The organism is Streptomyces sp. NRRL F-6492 (genome assembly GCF_001280125.1).
Lineage (GTDB): Bacteria > Actinomycetota > Actinomycetes > Streptomycetales > Streptomycetaceae > Streptomyces.
Map to the genome: position 1 here is coordinate 110,368 of NZ_LGEG01000002.1, position 15,546 is coordinate 125,913.

The window sequence follows — 15,546 nt, forward strand, 5'->3', positions numbered from 1 at the left end:
GGGTGAGAGCCGGACCTGACAGGGGGGAGAGTGCCAGTCGGCCCCGGGCCGGGGGAAGTCGGAAGCGGTCCGTCCGGGAGCGCGGCGCGGTGGGGGGCGCCGGGCCGGTCACCGGGTCAGTGGTCGTCCCAGTGCCCGTCGTGCGCCGCGTGCCGGTGTCCGTCGTGCACGTAGTCGACGTGGTCGCCGTGCGTCACCGACTCGTGGCCGCAGTCGGGCCCGTGCTCGTGCGCGTGCGCCTCGTGGGAGACGTGACCGGCCGGCTCGCACTCGTCCCAGTGACCCGAGTGCTCGCGGTGGAGGTGCCCGTCGTGCGCGTAGTCGACGTGGTCCCCGTGGCCCACCGCCCGGTGGCCGCAGTCCGGACCGTGGGCGTGGGCGTGCGTGGGGTGTTCGTGGTGGAGAACGGTCATCACAAGGCCTCCGTGAGGGGACGGCTGACCTTTCCAGGCTAGTCCGATACGCCCCTCTCGTCCTGGTTCGGAAGGTTCGCCGCGTCCGTGTTCTCCCCCACCCCGTCCCTTACGGGGGCGCCGCCGGGCTCACCAGATCAGCGCCGCCCCGAAGACGGCGAGACCGATCGTGCACGCGGCGGCGAGCAGCGCGTCCCGGTGGGTGAGCGGACGCGGCCGGGCCGTGTCCAGGGAGCGGATCCGGCGGTGGGCCACCACCAGGAACAGGACCCACGCGAGGGCGGAGAGGGCGAGCCCGGCCAGCCCCCGGGGCGTGGTCTCGTCCTGGACGGCCAGCTTGACGGCGAGCACCGCCACGACCGTGCAGGAGAGCGTGGTGCGCCGCCAGGCGAGCCGGGTCCGCTCCGGCTGGAGCCCGGGGTCCCGGGTCACCACCGCCCCGGCGTCGCCCGCGTCCGGCGGCCCCTCCACTACCCGGCCCAGCCGAAGAGCACGACCACCACCATCGCGAGCGCCACCACGGCCACCGCGAGGCTGAGCACCGCCGGGAACCGGGACACCGGAAGGTCCTCGCCGCGCCGCATCGCCCGCTCGCAGCGCACCCAGTGGTTCACCGCGCGCAGGGCGCACAGCACCCCGGCGGCGAGCAGCGCGAGCGCGAGCCCGACCCGCACCCCCCACCGCAGGTCGGGGAGGAACTGGTCGACGGCGAAGCCGCCGCCGACCAGGGCGAGCGCGGTCCGGATCCAGGCGAGGAAGGTCCGTTCGTTGGCGAGGGAGAAGCGGTAGTCGGGGGTGTCCCCCTCGTCCCGGATCCGCTGCGGCGCGAACCAGAGCCGCAGACTCTGCACGAAATCGCTCACACGCGCACCCTAACGGTCTGATCATCCGACCGCCCGGTGCGCGGGGGCCCGGTGGCCGGGCCCTCAGCCCCGCCCCGCCGCCTCCGCCCGCAGCCGCTCGTACGCGGCGAGCCCGTCCGGCACCCACTCCCACTCACCGAGCCGCGCGGCCAGCTCGTCCTCCGTCAGGAAGGCGTGCCAGGCGACCTCCTCGACCTGCGGGTCCACCGGCAGCTCGCAGCGGACCTCGTACACGGCCGACCACCACTTCCCGGCCACGCCCCCGGAGTCGTACAGGAAGCGCAGCACCGGCTCGGGGCGGGGGAGCCCCCGCACCCCCAGCTCCTCCTCGGCCTCGCGCAGCGCGGCCTCGTCGTAGGACTCGCCCGCGCCGACGACACCGCCGACGAACATGTCGTACATCGAGGGGAAGACCAGCTTCGTGGGCGTCCTGCGGTGCACGAAGACCCGGCCGTCGGCGTCCCGGACCCGGACGAAGACGCAGCGGTGGATCAGGCCCCGGGCGTACACCTCGCCGCGCGGGGCCCGCCCGACCACCCGGTCCTGCTCGTCGACGACGTCGAGAATCTCATCGGCTGAACTCATGGCGCCATCCAAGCAAAACCGTCCGGCGGAACGACCCGGCGGGACCGCGCCGGGAGACCGCGCGTCCGAACGGTTGACTCGATACACCGGTGTATCCAAGATGCGGTCCATGTCCTATGACGCTGATGTGATCGTGATCGGGGCCGGTCTCGCCGGACTCGTCGCCACCGCCGAGCTGGTCGACGCCGGCCGCACCGTGATCCTCCTCGACCAGGAGCCCGAACAGTCCCTCGGAGGCCAGGCCCACTGGTCCTTCGGCGGCCTCTTCCTGGTCGACTCGCCCGAGCAGCGCCGGATGCGCGTCAAGGACAGCCACGCCCTCGCCCTCCAGGACTGGTACGGCACCGCCGGCTTCGACCGGACCGAGGACCACTGGCCGAGGAAGTGGGCCGAGGCGTACGTCGACTTCGCGGCCGGCGAGAAGCGCGCCTGGCTCCACGCGCGCGGGGTGCGCTTCTTCCCCGTCGTCGGCTGGGCCGAGCGCGGCGGCTACGACGCCACCGGGCACGGCAACTCCGTTCCCCGCTTCCACATCACCTGGGGTACGGGCCCCGGCCTCGTCGCCCCCTTCGAGCGGAAGGTCCGCGAGGGCGTCGCCCGCGGCCTGGTCCGGCTCCGCTTCCGCCACCGCGTCACCGGCCTCGGCCGCACCGCCGGAGCCGTCGACACCGTCACCGGCGAGGTCCTGGAACCCTCCGCCGCCCCCCGGGGCACCGCCAGCGGCCGCGGGGCCACCGGCTCCTTCGCACTGCGCGCCCAGGCCGTGATCGTCACCTCCGGCGGCATCGGCGGCAACCACGACCTCGTCCGCGCCCAGTGGCCCGCCCGCCTGGGCACCCCGCCCGCCAAGCTGCTCTCCGGCGTCCCCGCGCACGTCGACGGGCTCATGCTCGGCATCGCCGAGAAGGCCGGCGCCAGCCACATCAACCGCGACCGGATGTGGCACTACACCGAGGGCATCGAGAACTGGAACCCCATCTGGGCCCGCCACGGCATCCGCATCCTGCCCGGCCCGTCCTCCCTCTGGCTCGACGCCACCGGCAAGCGGCTGCCCGTGCCGCTCTTCCCCGGCTTCGACACCCTCGGCACCCTCGAACACATCATGCGGACCGGGCACGACCACACCTGGTTCGTCCTCGACAAGAAGATCATCGGCAAGGAGTTCGCCCTCTCGGGCTCCGAGCAGAACCCGGACCTCACCGGCAAGTCGGTCCGCGACGTCATCGGCCGCGCGCGGGCGGACGTGCCCGGCCCCGTCCAGGCCTTCATGGACAAGGGCGTCGACTTCGTCGTCGAGAAGGACCTCTCCGCCCTCGTCCGGGGCATGAACGCGCTCACCGACGTGCCGCTGATCGACGAGGCCGACCTGCGCCGCGAACTCACCGCCCGCGACCGCGAGATCGCCAACCCCTTCACCAAGGACCTCCAGGTCACGGCGATCCGGGGCGCCCGCAGGTACCTGGGCGACAAGCTCATCCGCACGGCGGCCCCGCACCGCATCCTGGACCCCGGGGCGGGCCCGCTGATCGCCGTGCGCCTCAACATCCTCACCCGCAAGTCCCTCGGCGGCCTGGAGACCGACCTCGACTCCCGCGTCCTGACGGAGGACGGCGCACCCCTGGAGGGCGTGTACGCGGCGGGCGAGGCGGCCGGCTTCGGCGGCGGCGGCGTCCACGGCTACCGCTCCCTCGAAGGCACCTTCCTCGGCGGCTGCGTCTTCTCGGGCCGCGCGGCGGGCCGGGCGGCGGCGAGGGCGGTGGGCTGAGGACCGGGGCCCCGGCACGAGGTCTTCGGCGGGGCCGGTCCTCCGGCGGGGCCGGTCCTCCGGCGGGGCCGGTCCTCCGGCGGGGCCGGTCCTCCGGCGGGGCCGGTCCTCCGCCGGGGACACCGGCGGCCCCGGCCCCCTCGGCGCGGCCTTCGGTCAGGCCCCCCGGAGCACCTCCACCACCCGGAACCACTCCACCACCAGCATCGTGTCGTCGTCCACGACGAACTCCGGGTCCCCCAGCGCCTCCCGCATCTCCTCGCCGTGCCAGAAGTCGTCGTGGCCCGCGCGCCACTCCGCGACCGACCGGTAGCCCTCGCCCTCGCCGAGCGCGAGGCGGAGGTCCGCGTCGCGCAGGGGCAGGACCCGGACCTCCGTGATCTCCACGACCGCCACCTCGCGGCCGTCCGAGTCGATGACGGCCGACCGTTCGCCGACCTCGGGCAGCTCCTCGTTCTCGGCCTCGTACTCCAGGAGGAGCCCCGTCGTGGCGGTCTTCTCGCCGGAGAGGACCGCCGCGACGAGCCGGTCCCGCAGGGGGCCGGGGAAGGCGAGCAGGAAGGGCTTGAGCGCGTGAAGGCCGGTCATGGCCGACAGTCTGTCAGCCACCACCGGCCCTCACCTCTCGTTTCCGGCGGCGCTACAACACCAGCGACAGCAGCAGCACGAACACGATGCCCACGACCGAGATGATCGTCTCCATCACCGACCAGGTCTTGATCGTCTGGCCGACGCTCATGCCGAAGTACTCCTTCACCAGCCAGAACCCGGCGTCGTTGACATGGCTGAAGAAGAGCGAACCGGCGCCGATCGCGAGGACGAGCAGCGCCGTCTCGCCCGTGGACATGCCCTCCGCCAGCGGAGCCACCAGCCCCGCCGCCGAGATCGTCGCCACCGTCGCGGAGCCCGTCGCGAGCCGGATCGCGACCGCGATCAGCCAGGCGAGCAGCAGGGCCGGGATGGACCAGCTCTCGGAGAAGTCCAGGATCATCCGGCCGACGCCTATGTCGATCAGGGTCTGCTTGAAGCCGCCGCCCGCGCCGACGATCATCAGGACGCCCGCGATCGGGGCGAGGGACTTCTCGACGGTCGAGGACAGGCGCTCCTTGCTGAAGCCGGCCGCCCGGCCCAGGGTGAAGAGCGCGACCACGACGGCGGCGAGCAGCGCGATCAGTGGCGAGCCGATGACGTCGGTGACCTTCTGGACGCCGTTCTCGGGGTCGTCCACGACGATGTCGACGAGCGCCTTCACCAGCATCAGGACGACCGGAAGGAGTACGGTCGCGACGGTGACGCCGAAGCCGGGGCGCTTCTCCAGGTCCTCGGAGGGGCGCGTCGGGATCATGTTCTCGGGGGCCGGGATGTCCACCCAGCGGGCCGCGTACCGGGAGAAGAGCGGACCGGCGATGATCACGGTCGGGATCGCGACGACGAGACCGAGGGCGAGGGTGACGCCCAGGTTGGCGCCGACGGCGTCGATCGCGACGAGCGGGCCGGGGTGCGGCGGGATGAGCCCGTGCATCACGGAGAGGCCGGCGAGGGCCGGGATGCCGATCCGCATCAGGGAGTAGTCGCCGCGCTTGGCGACGAGCAGCACGACCGGGATCAGCAGCACGATGCCGACCTCGAAGAAGAGCGGCAGGCCGATCACGGAGGCGATGAGCACCATCGCCCACGGCATGGCCCGGCCGCTCGCCCTCGCCAGGATCGTGTCGACGATCTGGTCCGCGCCGCCGGAGTCCGCGAGCAGCTTGCCGAGGATGGCGCCGAGGGCGATCAGCACGCCCACGCCGGCGACGGTGGCGCCGAGGCCGGCGGTGAAGGACTTGATGGTGTCCGCGAGCGGCGCGCCCGCGAACGCGCCGAGCGCGAGCGACCCGATGGTCAGCGCCAGGAACGCGTGCAGCTTGAACTTGGTGATGAGCAGGACGATGACGGCGATGCCGGCGAGCACGGCGATCCCGAGCTGGGCGTTGCCCGCCGAGGTGATCGGTTCGGCGGCGTCCGCTGCCAGGGTCTCGACGCTGAGACTGGTCACGGTGGTGTCCTTCGTACGGGCAGGAGAGAAGAAAAAGGGGGGCGGAGGGGGTCAGCCGGCCCGGCCGCGCAGTGCGACGACGGCGCGGGCGGTGATCTCCTCGGGGGTGCCGGACACGTCGACGGCGACGCCGGCCTCGTCGGACCGGAGCGGCTCCAGGGTGGCGAACTGGGAGTCGAGCAGCGCCGTCGGCATGAAGTGCCCCTTGCGCGCGGCCATCCGGCCCTCGATGAGTTCCCGGTCGCCGGTCAGGTGCAGGAAGACGACGCCGGGCGCGGCGGCGCGCAGCCGGTCCCGGTAGGCCCGCTTCAGCGCGGAGCTGCTCACCACGCCGCCGAGTCCGGCCCGGCCGTGCGCCCACGCCCCGATGGCGTCCAGCCAGGGGCCCCGGTCCTCGTCGTCCAGCGGGACGCCGGCCGACATCTTGGCGACGTTGGCCGCGGGGTGGAAGTCGTCGCCCTCGGCGTAGGGGAGGCCGAGGGCCTCGGCGACCAGCGGACCGATGGTGGTCTTGCCGGTTCCCGCGACGCCCATCACGACGACGACGGGAGGGGCCTGGGGTGTGCTGCTCATGGGAGGTTGCCTCGCTGTCCTCTTCGACATCGATTCCGTTGTCCGTCGCGCTCATGAAACCCATTGGGTACGACGTATTCAAGAGGCTGTGACATAAAAGTCGTACTTTTTATGCCGGGGTGCGCTCCGGACGTGATCACCCCCGCGTACCCGCATAGGCTGGCTCCCATGACGACACAGGCCCAGGGGCTTCACTCCCACGTCCTGGCCACCCTGGGCCTCGCGATCACCGCGGGGGAATACCCGCCCGGCACCGTGCTGCGCACCGACGAGCTCGCCCGGCGCTTCGACGTCTCCCGGACCGTGGTCCGCGAGGTCGTCCGGGTCCTGGAGTCCATGCACCTGGTCGAGTCCCGCCGCCGCGTCGGCGTGACCGTGCTCCCCACCGCGAGCTGGAACGTGTACGACCCCCAGGTCATCCGCTGGCGCCTGGCCGGCGCCGACCGCCCCCGCCAGCTCCGCTCGCTCACCGTGCTCCGCTCCGCCGTCGAGCCCGTCGCCGCGGGCCTCGCGGCCGTCAACGCCACCCCCGAGCAGTGCCGCGAACTCACCGAGGAGGCCCTCGGCATGGTCGCCACCTCGCGCGGCCGGCGCCTGGAGGAGTACCTCGTCCACGACATCGCCTTCCACCGGGTCGTCCTCAACGCCTCCGGCAACGAGATGTTCGCCCGCCTCGGCGACGTCGTCGCGGAGGTCCTCACCGGCCGCACCCACCACCACGTGATGTTCGAGGACCCGGACCCGGCCGCCGTCACCCTCCACGTCCAGGTCGCCGAGGCCGTACGGGAGCGGGACGCGGCCCGCGCCGAGGAGCTGACCCGCCGGATCGCGGTCGGCGCCCTCCAGGAGCTGGACGTCCTCGCGCCGTGACAACCGGACGCAAGCTCTGAACTAGCTCAAATATGGGCGTTCAGTGACATGCGCCACAGTCAGTTACCGCCCCGTGCCGTGAGGATGTGCGCTGGTCGTACCGGGGAGACCCCCCACCGGGTGCGACCGGGTACCGCACAGCCCCCCTCACGAAGGCGAACGACTCCATGAGTGACCGCGTCACCGCGGCCGACCCGCTGTCCGCCGCACCGGCGGCATCCGGCGGGCCCACGGCCGCCACCCCCCACGTCGACGCCGGCGACGCCGGATACCGCAAGGACCTCAAGTCCCGGCACATCAACATGATCGCCATCGGCGGCGCCATCGGCACCGGGCTCTTCCTGGGCGCCGGCGGCCGCATGTCCCAGGCCGGGCCCTCCCTCTTCATCGCCTACGCCGTCTGCGGCGTCTTCGCCTTCTTCGTGGTCCGCGCCCTCGGCGAGCTGGTGCTCTACCGCCCCTCCTCCGGCGCCTTCGTCTCCTACGCGCGCGAGTTCATGGGCGAGAAGGGCGCCTACACGGCCGGCTGGCTCTACTTCCTCAACTGGTCGACCACCGCCGTCGCCGACATCACCGCGGCCGCCACCTACGCCCACTTCTGGTCGATGTTCAGCGACGTCCCGCAGTGGATCCTCGCCCTGATCGCCCTCGCGGTCGTCCTCGCCGCCAACCTCATCTCCGTGAAGTACTTCGGCGAGATGGAGTTCTGGTTCGCCATCGTCAAGGTCGCCGCCCTGGTCGCCTTCATGCTGGTCGGCATCTTCCTCGTCGTGACCTCCCACGACGTCGGCGGCCACACCCCCGGCCTCGGCAACATCGCCGACAACGGCGGCGTCTTCCCGAACGGCATGATGCCGATGCTGCTGCTCATCCAGGGCGTCGTCTTCGCCTACGCCTCCGTCGAACTGTGCGGCGTCGCCGCGGGCGAGACCGAGAACCCCGAGAAGATCATGCCGAAGGCGATCAACTCGATCATGTGGCGCGTGGGCCTCTTCTACGTCGGCTCCGTCGTCCTGCTCGCCCTCCTGCTGCCGTACACGGCCTACTCCGGCGACCAGAGCCCCTTCGTCACCGTCTTCGACAAGCTGGGCATCCCCGGCGCCGCCGGCGTGATGAACCTCGTCGTCCTCACCGCCGCCCTCTCCAGCCTCAACTCGGGCCTGTACTCCACCGGCCGCATCCTGCGCTCCATGTCGCTCGCCGGCTCCGCGCCCCGCTTCACCGGCGTCATGAACAAGGGCGGCGTCCCCTACGGCGGCATCCTGCTCACCGCGGGCTTCGGCGTCCTCGGCGTCGCCCTCAACTACGTCATGCCCGGCGAGGCCTTCGAACTGGTCCTCAACTTCGCCTCGATCGGCATCATCGGCACCTGGGCCATGATCATGGTCTGCTCGCTGCTGTTCTGGCGCCGGGCCGAGCAGGGCAGGCTCGCCCGCCCCGGCTACCGGCTGCCCTGGGCCCCGTACACCCAGATCGTCACCCTCCTCTTCCTCGGCTCCGTCCTCGTCCTCATGTGGATGGACGAGGGCATCAGCCGCACCACCGTGAACTGCCTGCCGCTCATCGCGGCCGCGCTCGTCGGCGGCTGGTTCCTGGTCCGCCGCCGGGTCCGCGACACCGCCGCGACCCCGCGCGACTGACGTACCGTCAGGGAACCCCCGCGGGCACGGCCTGCGGGGGTCTCGCCTTTTGTCAGGAGATAGTGGTACGCAGGAGCCTTACAAGATCCGTTCGCAGAAAAGGAAGTTCGCGATGCCGCAGCACGTCCAGGGGGTCATCGCCCCCGGCAAAAACGAACCGGTACGGGTCGAGACGATCGTGATCCCCGATCCGGGCCCCGGCGAGGCCGTCGTGAAGATCCAGGCGTGCGGCGTCTGCCACACCGACCTCCACTACAAGCAGGGCGGCATCAACGACGAGTTCCCCTTCCTCCTCGGCCACGAGGCCGCCGGAATCGTGGAGTCGGTCGGCGAGGGCGTCACCGACGTCGCCCCCGGCGACTTCGTGATCCTCAACTGGCGTGCCGTGTGCGGCACCTGCCGCGCCTGTCTGCGCGGCCGCCCCTGGTACTGCTTCGACACCCACAACGCCGAGCAGCGCATGACCCTGCTCGACGGCACGGAGCTCTCCCCGGCCCTCGGCATCGGCGCCTTCGCCGAGAAGACCCTCGTCGCCTCCGGCCAGTGCACCAAGGTCGACCCCGCCGTCGCCCCCGAGGTCGCGGGCCTCCTCGGCTGCGGCGTGATGGCCGGCATCGGCGCCGCCCTCAACACCGGCAACGTCGGCCGCGGCGACACCGTCGCCGTCATCGGCTGCGGCGGCGTCGGCGACGCGGCGGTCGTCGGCGCCCGCCTCGCCGGAGCCTCGAAGATCATCGCCGTCGACGTCGACGACCGGAAGCTGGAGACGGCGAAGGCGATGGGCGCCACCCACACCGTCGACTCCCGCTCCACCGACCCCGTCGAGGCGATCCGCGAACTCACCGGCGGCTTCGGCGCCGACGTCGTCATCGAGGCCGTCGGCCGCCCGGAGACGTACGAGCAGGCCTTCTACGCCCGCGACCTGGCCGGCACCGTCGTCCTCGTCGGCGTCCCCACCCCCGAAATGAAGCTCGAACTGCCCCTCCTCGACGTCTTCGGCCGCGGCGGCGCGCTCAAGTCCTCCTGGTACGGCGACTGCCTGCCCTCCCGCGACTTCCCGATGCTCGTCGACCTGCACCAGCAGGGCCGCATCGACCTCGCCGCCTTCGTCACCGAGACCATCGGCCTCGGCGAGGTCGAGCAGGCCTTCGCCCGCATGCACCAGGGCGACGTCCTGCGCTCGGTGGTGGTGCTGTGATGACCGCCCGGATCGACCACCTCGTCACCTCCGGCACCTTCAGCCTCGACGGCGGCACCTGGGACGTCGACAACAACGTCTGGATCGTCGGCGACGACACCGAGGCGATCGTCATCGACGCCGCCCACGACGCCGGGGCCATCCTCGCCGCGCTCGACGGACGCACCCTGCGCGCCATCGTCTGCACCCACGCCCACAACGACCACGTGGACGCGGCCCCGGCGCTCGCGGCCGCCACCGGCGCCCGCATCCTGCTCCACCCCGCCGACCTGCCGCTGTGGAAGCGGACCCACCCCGACCACAGCCCGGACGGCGACCTCGCCGACGGCCAGGTCCTCACCATCGCCGGCACCGACCTCACGGTCCTGCACACCCCGGGCCACGCCCCGGGAGCGGTCAGCCTGTACGCGCCGGAGCTCGGCACGGTCTTCACCGGTGACACCCTCTTCCAGGGCGGCCCCGGCGCCACCGGCCGGTCCTTCTCGGACTTCCCCACGATCGTCGACTCGATCCGGGACAGGCTCCTCGCCCTGCCGCCGGAGACGGTGGTGCGCACCGGCCACGGCGACACCACCACCGTCGGCGCCGAGGCCCCCCACCTCCAGGAGTGGATCAGCCGGGGCCACTGAGCCGCAGCCGGCTCCCGAAGCGCATCGCGCGGCCCGTGAACGGGTCGGTGAACTCCAGCGTCCGCGCCAGCAGGTGCAGCGGACGCCCGAAGTCCTCCGGCCCGTCCTCACGGACCACCGGATAGACCGGATCGTTCAGGATCGGCAGCCCGAGCGCGTTCATGTGCACCCGCAGCTGGTGCGTCCGCCCGGTCACCGGCTCCAGCCGGTACCGGCCGAGCCCGCCCGCGTGCGCCACGAGCGCGATCCGGCTCTCGGCGTTCGGCTCGCCCGGCACCTCCCGGGCGGCCATCACCCCGCGCTCCTTCTCGATCCGGCTCCGCACCGTCACCGGCAGCCCCACCGCCGGGTCGTGCGGCGCCACCGCCTCGTACTCCTTGCGCACGGCCCGGTCCCGGAACAGCGTCTGGTACGCCCCCCGGTCCTCCTCCCGCACGACGAAGAGGACGAGCCCCGCCGTCAGCCGGTCGAGCCGGTGCGCGGGCTGCAACCGGGGCAGCCCCAGGTCCCTCCGCAGCCGCGCCGTCGCGGTCTCCGTGACGTGCCGCCCCCGGGGCATCGTCGCCAGGAAGTGCGGCTTGTCGGCCACCACGATCCGCTCGTCCCGGTACACGACCCCGACCCCGAACGGCACCGGAGCCTCCGGCGGGAAGTCCCGGTGGAACCAGAGCCACCGCCCCGCGGCGTACGGCTCGTCCCCGGCGACCGGCCCGTCGGTCCCGACGAACCGCCCCGCCCGCAGCATCTCCTCGACCCGCCCGGCCCCGACGGCCGCCCCGTACCGGTCGAGCAGGTGGTCCCGTACGGTCGCCCAGGCGCCGTCCGGATCCTCCGGCAGCCGCACCCGTACGGGATCGATCCCGTCCCGCTGGGACAGCGGCGACGCGGGGGGCCTGGTTCTGCGTCTCACCGCTCCGCCTCGTGCCGTCCGTACGCACGCGCGCCCGTGACGCACGCGCATACGCGGAAGTCCCGGTCGAGAAGATCTCGACCGGGACTCCGTGTGGTGTCCGAGGGGGGACTTGAACCCCCACGCCCGATAAAGGGCACTAGCACCTCAAGCTAGCGCGTCTGCCATTCCGCCACCCGGACAAGGTGTCTGTCTTCCCGGCCGCTGGGCCCTTCCGACGAGGAAAACCATAGCAAACATTCGGGGTGGTCGATCACCACCCCCGGGCGGCCCCGGACGGCCCCGGGCATGTGACAGCCGCATGACGGTCGGCGGGCGGCCTTGGGCCGCGAGGGGGCCGCGCGGGAGGATGGGGGGAGACCACCAGCAATCACGTGGGGCACGTAGTGGGAGGAAGCAGCGTGAGCGAGTCGAACACGGCCGGGAGCGTCCGCGGCGAGGACGAGGTAGTCGACCTCTGTCGCGACCTCATCCGCATCGACACCAGCAACTACGGCGACCACTCGGGGCCGGGGGAGCGGGCGGCGGCGGAGTACATCGCGGAGAAGCTCGCCGAGGTCGGCCTCGAACCGAAGGTCATCGAGTCGCACCGGGGCCGGGCCTCCACCGTCGCCCGGATCGAGGGCGAGGACCCGTCGCGGCCCGCCCTGCTGATCCACGGCCACACCGACGTCGTCCCGGCCAACGCCGAGGACTGGACCCACCACCCCTTCTCCGGGGAGATCGCCGACGGCTGCGTCTGGGGCCGCGGCGCCGTCGACATGAAGGACATGGACGCGATGACCCTCGCGGTCGTGCGGGACCGGCTGCGCAGCGGCCGCAAGCCCCCGCGCGACGTCGTCCTCGCCTTCCTCGCCGACGAGGAGGCCGGCGGCACCTACGGCGCCCGGCACCTGGTCGACGAGCACCGGGACCTCTTCGAGGGGGTCACCGAGGCGATCGGCGAGGTCGGCGGCTTCTCCTTCACCGTCAACGAGAACCTGCGGCTCTACCTGGTGGAGACGGCCCAGAAGGGCATGCACTGGATGCGGCTGACCGTCGAGGGCACCGCGGGCCACGGCTCGATGACCAACGACGACAACGCCATCACGGAGCTCTGCGAGGCCGTGGGCCGCCTCGGCCGCCACCAGTGGCCGGTGAGGGTCACCAAGACCGTCCGCTCCTTCCTGGACGAACTCTCGGACGCCCTGGGCACCCCGCTCGACCCCGAGGACATGGACGCCACCCTCGCCAAGCTCGGTGGCATCGCCAAGATGATCGGCGCCACCCTGCGCAACTCGGCCGCCCCGACCATGCTCGGCGCCGGCTACAAGGTGAACGTGATCCCCGGCCAGGCCACGGCGCACGTCGACGGCCGCTTCCTGCCCGGATACGAGCAGGAGTTCCTGGCCGACCTCGACCGGATCCTCGGGCCCCGGGTGAAGCGCGAGGACGTGCACGGCGACAAGGCCCTGGAGACCAGCTTCGACGGCGCCCTGGTCGACGCCATGCAGCTGGCCCTGCGCGCCGAGGACCCGATCGCCCGCGCCGTGCCGTACATGCTCTCCGGCGGCACCGACGCCAAGTCCTTCGACGACCTCGGCATCCGCTGCTTCGGCTTCGCCCCGCTCCAGCTGCCGCCGGAGCTCGACTTCGCCGGCATGTTCCACGGCGTGGACGAGCGGGTCCCGGTCGACGGCCTCAAGTTCGGCGCCCGCGTCCTGGACCGCTTCCTGGACGCCTGCTGAGACCGCCCGCCGGGACCGTCCGCCGTGAGTGCCCGCGGAATTCGTCCGTGCGTTTGCGCGTGCCCGAAAAGAGTGAATGAACTCGGGCGCTCGTAGCCCCCACCCTTCCCCCTCGTTACAGGTGTGCGGTCCGCGGCTGGGGCCGCATTGCCAACTAGGAGGAATAATGATCAAGAAGGTCGTCGCTGCTGCGGCTGCCACTGGCGGTCTCGTTCTCGCGGGTGCGGGCATGGCCGTTGCCGACGCGGGTGCCCAGGGTGCGGCCATCGGTTCCCCCGGTGTCCTCTCGGGCAACGTCGTCCAGGTGCCGGTTCACGTTCCCGTGAACCTGTGCGGCAACACGGTCTCCGTGATCGGCCTGCTGAACCCCGCCTTCGGCAACACCTGCGTCAACGCCTGACGTTGTGCCCCGCCCCGTGGGGGCGTGAGCCGGTCCGGCCCCGGAGTGCGTGCCATGCACTCCGGGGCCGGTGGCCATTTCCGCCCCGGGCCCTCCGCCCGGTGGCACCTCTTCGAAGCCGAGCAGGCAGGGAACAAGCTATGCGACAGGTCACGCGCAAGGGCCTCATCACCGTTGCGGCCGCGGGCGGCGTCTTCGCCGCGGTCGGCGGCGGTTATGCGCACGCCGACTCCGGTGCGAACGGCGCGGCCACGAACTCCCCGGGCGTCGCGTCCGGCAATTCCGTCCAGGTCCCGGTGCACGTGCCGGTGAACGCCTGCGGAAACACCGTCAGCGTCGTCGGGCTGCTGAATCCGGCGATGGGCAACAAGTGCGCCAACGTCTCCGGGCCCGGAAAGCCGGGCAAGCCCGGCGGCGGGTCCTCCGCCGGGGGCCACACGAGCGACTCGCTCGGCGTGGGCTCCGGGAACAACGTCCAGGTGCCGGTCGACGTCCCGGTGAACGCGTGCGGCAACAGCGTCTCGGTCATCGGCCTCCTCAACCCGGCCGCGGGCAACGACTGCGCCAACGAGGTCGAGCCGACGCACCCGGGGAACCCCGGAAACCCCGAGAACCCGGGCAACCCCGGCACCCCCGGAAACCCCGGCACTCCCGAGACCCCCGGCACCCCGGGCACCCCCGGCACCGAGGGCGGGTCGAACAACCCCGGCACGCACGTCGCGGCGCCGCCGCGGGCCGTCGAGGAGCTCGCCGAGACCGGCTCCGGGCCGCTCGGCGTGATCGTCCCGGCCGGCGCCGGACTGCTGCTCGCCGGTTCGCTGATCTACCGCCGCGCCCGCCGCGCCGCCTGAGGACGGCGCACGGCCGAGGCCGTGTGACACGCGCCACGCACAGGGGCCCCGCACACCGCGGGGCCCCTTCTCGTCGTCCTTCGGGCTACCAGGTCGCCCTGACCTGGCGGATGATCCGCCGCTTCAGCCGCACCCTGCGGCTCCCGTCCCGGTGCAGGCTCAGACGGTCCAACTCCCAGTGTCCGTACTCGGCATGATCGGTCAGCAGCCGCGTCGCCTCCTTGCGGGAGACACCGCGCGGCACGTACACGTCGACAAATTCGTATTCCGGCATCGCATCTATTGTGCGGGCACGGCCCCGGTACGGATAGCGTCTGTCCCATGTCTGATGCTGCGCAGCCCACCGCTGCCGAGGTACGTGCCGCCGCCGAGGCGGTCAAAGCCGCACTGGACCGTCACCTCGCGGCGGTCGAACGCCGCACGGGGGACGACGACCCGGCCGTCTACGAGGCCTTCAACGCCCTGGCCTCGGCGGCCGAGACCTACGACGAACTCCTCTACGACCACTACGACGAGGTCACCCCCTTCGAGATCCCCGGAGCGGACGGCTCCCTGCCGCCGTACACCGGACCCGACGAACCCCACGCCCTCAGCCTCCTGATCCGCCGCGACTACGCCGTGGCGGAACCCCGGCGACTGCTCGCCCAGGCCCGCCGAGTCGCCGAGAGCGGCGGCGAGGACGTCACCGGGGCGGCCGCCAAGGCCGGGGTCTCGCCCCTCGCCGCGCTCGGCGTGCTCTTCGGCGAGTACGAGCCGGACGAGATCGCCTCCCGGCACAAGGACTTCGGTCTGGAGGAGGGCGACTCCACGCTCTGGGTCGTCGCGGCCGACGAGCTCCCGGAACCGGGGGAGTGGCTCGGCGCCCCCTTCGAGCACGCGGACCCGGAGCGGATCGTCTGCCGCTTCGACGTCAGCTCCGTCTTCGACGAGGACGAGGACGAGGACGAGGAAGCGGAAGCGGAAGAGGACGACGACGGCGCCGCCGAAGGCGGCACGGTCGGGAGGGTCCGCGCCTGACCTCCGGGCCGACGCGGGGACGCGGGAGGGCCGGGACGCCGTACGAGGCGTCCCGGCCCTCCCGCCG

At 72.3% G+C, this 15,546-nt stretch carries 18 protein-coding genes and 1 tRNA gene; 9 read left to right on the forward strand and 10 right to left on the reverse strand.

The window, feature by feature from the left end; translation table 11 throughout:
• Positions 1-116 precede the first annotated feature (116 nt).
• From ADL08_RS01675 to ADL08_RS01690, 4 genes are all read right to left on the reverse strand, one after another.
• The gene (locus ADL08_RS01675; RefSeq protein ID WP_053640198.1) at positions 117-413 is read right to left on the reverse strand and encodes a hypothetical protein; all 297 of its coding nucleotides are present in this window, start codon (positions 411-413) and stop codon (positions 117-119) included.
• Positions 414-542: 129 nt separating this feature from the next.
• Complete coding sequence (locus ADL08_RS01680) at positions 543-884, reverse strand: DUF202 domain-containing protein (protein WP_234351961.1); 342 nt, start codon at positions 882-884, stop codon at positions 543-545.
• Positions 884-1,276 carry a YidH family protein gene (locus ADL08_RS01685; protein ID WP_053640199.1) on the reverse strand — a complete coding sequence of 131 codons (393 nt, stop codon included), beginning with the start codon at positions 1,274-1,276 and terminating at the stop codon, positions 884-886. The genes ADL08_RS01680 and ADL08_RS01685 overlap by 1 nt, the downstream gene beginning before the upstream one ends.
• Positions 1,277-1,339: 63 nt before the next feature.
• Entirely contained in the window at positions 1,340-1,861 is a 522-nt protein-coding gene (locus ADL08_RS01690; protein ID WP_053640200.1) for an NUDIX domain-containing protein, read from the reverse strand.
• A gap of 109 nt (positions 1,862-1,970) precedes the next feature.
• Between ADL08_RS01690 and ADL08_RS01695 the strand changes: the two genes are divergently transcribed.
• The gene (locus ADL08_RS01695; protein WP_053640201.1) at positions 1,971-3,626 is read left to right on the forward strand and encodes an FAD-binding dehydrogenase; all 1,656 of its coding nucleotides are present in this window, start codon (positions 1,971-1,973) and stop codon (positions 3,624-3,626) included.
• 156 nt (positions 3,627-3,782) lie between these two features.
• On the opposite strand, the gene ADL08_RS01700 is transcribed toward ADL08_RS01695, so the two are convergent.
• Genes ADL08_RS01700 through ADL08_RS01710 form a run of 3 tightly spaced genes read right to left on the reverse strand, consistent with a single transcriptional unit; the run spans position 3,783 to position 6,237 of the window.
• On the reverse strand, positions 3,783-4,214 hold the full coding sequence (locus ADL08_RS01700) for an ASCH domain-containing protein (RefSeq protein WP_053640202.1): 432 nt from the start codon (positions 4,212-4,214) through the stop codon (positions 3,783-3,785).
• A gap of 52 nt (positions 4,215-4,266) precedes the next feature.
• Positions 4,267-5,664, reverse strand: a complete 1,398-nt coding sequence (locus ADL08_RS01705; RefSeq protein WP_053640203.1) for a gluconate:H+ symporter — start codon at positions 5,662-5,664, stop codon at positions 4,267-4,269.
• Between the two features lie 51 nt (positions 5,665-5,715).
• On the reverse strand, positions 5,716-6,237 hold the full coding sequence (locus ADL08_RS01710) for a gluconokinase (RefSeq protein ID WP_053640204.1): 522 nt from the start codon (positions 6,235-6,237) through the stop codon (positions 5,716-5,718).
• 168 nt (positions 6,238-6,405) lie between these two features.
• Between ADL08_RS01710 and ADL08_RS01715 the strand changes: the two genes are divergently transcribed.
• From ADL08_RS01715 to ADL08_RS01730, 4 genes are all read left to right on the forward strand, one after another.
• Positions 6,406-7,107: a FadR/GntR family transcriptional regulator gene (locus ADL08_RS01715; protein WP_053640205.1), complete on the forward strand. Its 702-nt coding sequence runs from the start codon at positions 6,406-6,408 to the stop codon at positions 7,105-7,107.
• Between the two features lie 167 nt (positions 7,108-7,274).
• Entirely contained in the window at positions 7,275-8,747 is a 1,473-nt protein-coding gene (locus ADL08_RS01720; protein WP_053640206.1) for an amino acid permease, read from the forward strand.
• Positions 8,748-8,859: 112 nt separating this feature from the next.
• Complete coding sequence (locus ADL08_RS01725; RefSeq protein WP_053640207.1) at positions 8,860-9,945, forward strand: S-(hydroxymethyl)mycothiol dehydrogenase; 1,086 nt, start codon at positions 8,860-8,862, stop codon at positions 9,943-9,945.
• Positions 9,945-10,574 carry an MBL fold metallo-hydrolase gene (locus ADL08_RS01730; protein ID WP_053640208.1) on the forward strand — a complete coding sequence of 210 codons (630 nt, stop codon included), beginning with the start codon at positions 9,945-9,947 and terminating at the stop codon, positions 10,572-10,574. Before ADL08_RS01725 ends, ADL08_RS01730 begins: the two co-directional genes overlap by 1 nt.
• On the opposite strand, the gene ADL08_RS01735 is transcribed toward ADL08_RS01730, so the two are convergent.
• Positions 10,558-11,484 (reverse strand): pseudouridine synthase, encoded by a 927-nt coding sequence (locus ADL08_RS01735; RefSeq protein ID WP_078967914.1) that lies wholly within the window; start codon positions 11,482-11,484, stop codon positions 10,558-10,560. The two genes, ADL08_RS01730 and ADL08_RS01735, sit on opposite strands and share 17 nt — an antisense overlap.
• A 94-nt stretch (positions 11,485-11,578) precedes the next feature.
• Positions 11,579-11,666: transfer RNA gene (locus tag ADL08_RS01740), tRNA-Leu, on the reverse strand.
• Positions 11,667-11,885: 219 nt separating this feature from the next.
• Here ADL08_RS01740 and ADL08_RS01745 point away from each other — a divergent pair.
• From ADL08_RS01745 to ADL08_RS38915, 3 genes are all read left to right on the forward strand, one after another.
• On the forward strand, positions 11,886-13,211 hold the full coding sequence (locus ADL08_RS01745) for a M20/M25/M40 family metallo-hydrolase (protein WP_053640210.1): 1,326 nt from the start codon (positions 11,886-11,888) through the stop codon (positions 13,209-13,211).
• A gap of 166 nt (positions 13,212-13,377) precedes the next feature.
• A complete protein-coding gene (gene chpH, locus ADL08_RS01750) occupies positions 13,378-13,611 on the forward strand; it encodes a chaplin ChpH (protein WP_030218232.1) in 234 nt (77 codons plus the stop codon).
• Positions 13,612-13,751: 140 nt separating this feature from the next.
• Positions 13,752-14,462 carry a chaplin gene (locus ADL08_RS38915; protein WP_053640211.1) on the forward strand — a complete coding sequence of 237 codons (711 nt, stop codon included), beginning with the start codon at positions 13,752-13,754 and terminating at the stop codon, positions 14,460-14,462.
• 85 nt (positions 14,463-14,547) lie between these two features.
• On the opposite strand, the gene ADL08_RS01760 is transcribed toward ADL08_RS38915, so the two are convergent.
• Complete coding sequence (locus ADL08_RS01760) at positions 14,548-14,736, reverse strand: DUF5703 family protein (protein WP_015032473.1); 189 nt, start codon at positions 14,734-14,736, stop codon at positions 14,548-14,550.
• 47 nt (positions 14,737-14,783) lie between these two features.
• On the opposite strand from ADL08_RS01760, the gene ADL08_RS01765 reads away from it, so the two are divergent.
• Positions 14,784-15,479, forward strand: a complete 696-nt coding sequence (locus ADL08_RS01765) for a hypothetical protein (RefSeq protein ID WP_053640212.1) — start codon at positions 14,784-14,786, stop codon at positions 15,477-15,479.
• Positions 15,480-15,546: the final 67 nt, after the last annotated feature.

Bases quoted from the DNA above. Each gene is read 5' to 3' on its own strand.
- ADL08_RS01675 (WP_053640198.1), bottom strand. From the start codon at position 413: ATGACCGTTCTCCACCACGAACACCCCACGCACGCCCACGCCCACGGT.
- ADL08_RS01690 (WP_053640200.1), bottom strand. From the start codon at position 1,861: ATGAGTTCAGCCGATGAGATTCTCGACGTCGTCGACGAGCAGGACCGG.
- ADL08_RS01695 (WP_053640201.1), top strand. From the start codon at position 1,971: ATGTCCTATGACGCTGATGTGATCGTGATCGGGGCCGGTCTCGCCGGA.
- ADL08_RS01700 (WP_053640202.1), bottom strand. From the start codon at position 4,214: ATGACCGGCCTTCACGCGCTCAAGCCCTTCCTGCTCGCCTTCCCCGGC.
- ADL08_RS01710 (WP_053640204.1), bottom strand. From the start codon at position 6,237: ATGAGCAGCACACCCCAGGCCCCTCCCGTCGTCGTCGTGATGGGCGTC.
- ADL08_RS01715 (WP_053640205.1), top strand. From the start codon at position 6,406: ATGACGACACAGGCCCAGGGGCTTCACTCCCACGTCCTGGCCACCCTG.
- ADL08_RS01720 (WP_053640206.1), top strand. From the start codon at position 7,275: ATGAGTGACCGCGTCACCGCGGCCGACCCGCTGTCCGCCGCACCGGCG.
- ADL08_RS01725 (WP_053640207.1), top strand. From the start codon at position 8,860: ATGCCGCAGCACGTCCAGGGGGTCATCGCCCCCGGCAAAAACGAACCG.
- ADL08_RS01730 (WP_053640208.1), top strand. From the start codon at position 9,945: ATGACCGCCCGGATCGACCACCTCGTCACCTCCGGCACCTTCAGCCTC.
- chpH (WP_030218232.1), top strand. From the start codon at position 13,378: ATGATCAAGAAGGTCGTCGCTGCTGCGGCTGCCACTGGCGGTCTCGTT.
- ADL08_RS38915 (WP_053640211.1), top strand. From the start codon at position 13,752: ATGCGACAGGTCACGCGCAAGGGCCTCATCACCGTTGCGGCCGCGGGC.
- ADL08_RS01760 (WP_015032473.1), bottom strand. From the start codon at position 14,736: ATGCCGGAATACGAATTTGTCGACGTGTACGTGCCGCGCGGTGTCTCC.
- ADL08_RS01765 (WP_053640212.1), top strand. From the start codon at position 14,784: ATGTCTGATGCTGCGCAGCCCACCGCTGCCGAGGTACGTGCCGCCGCC.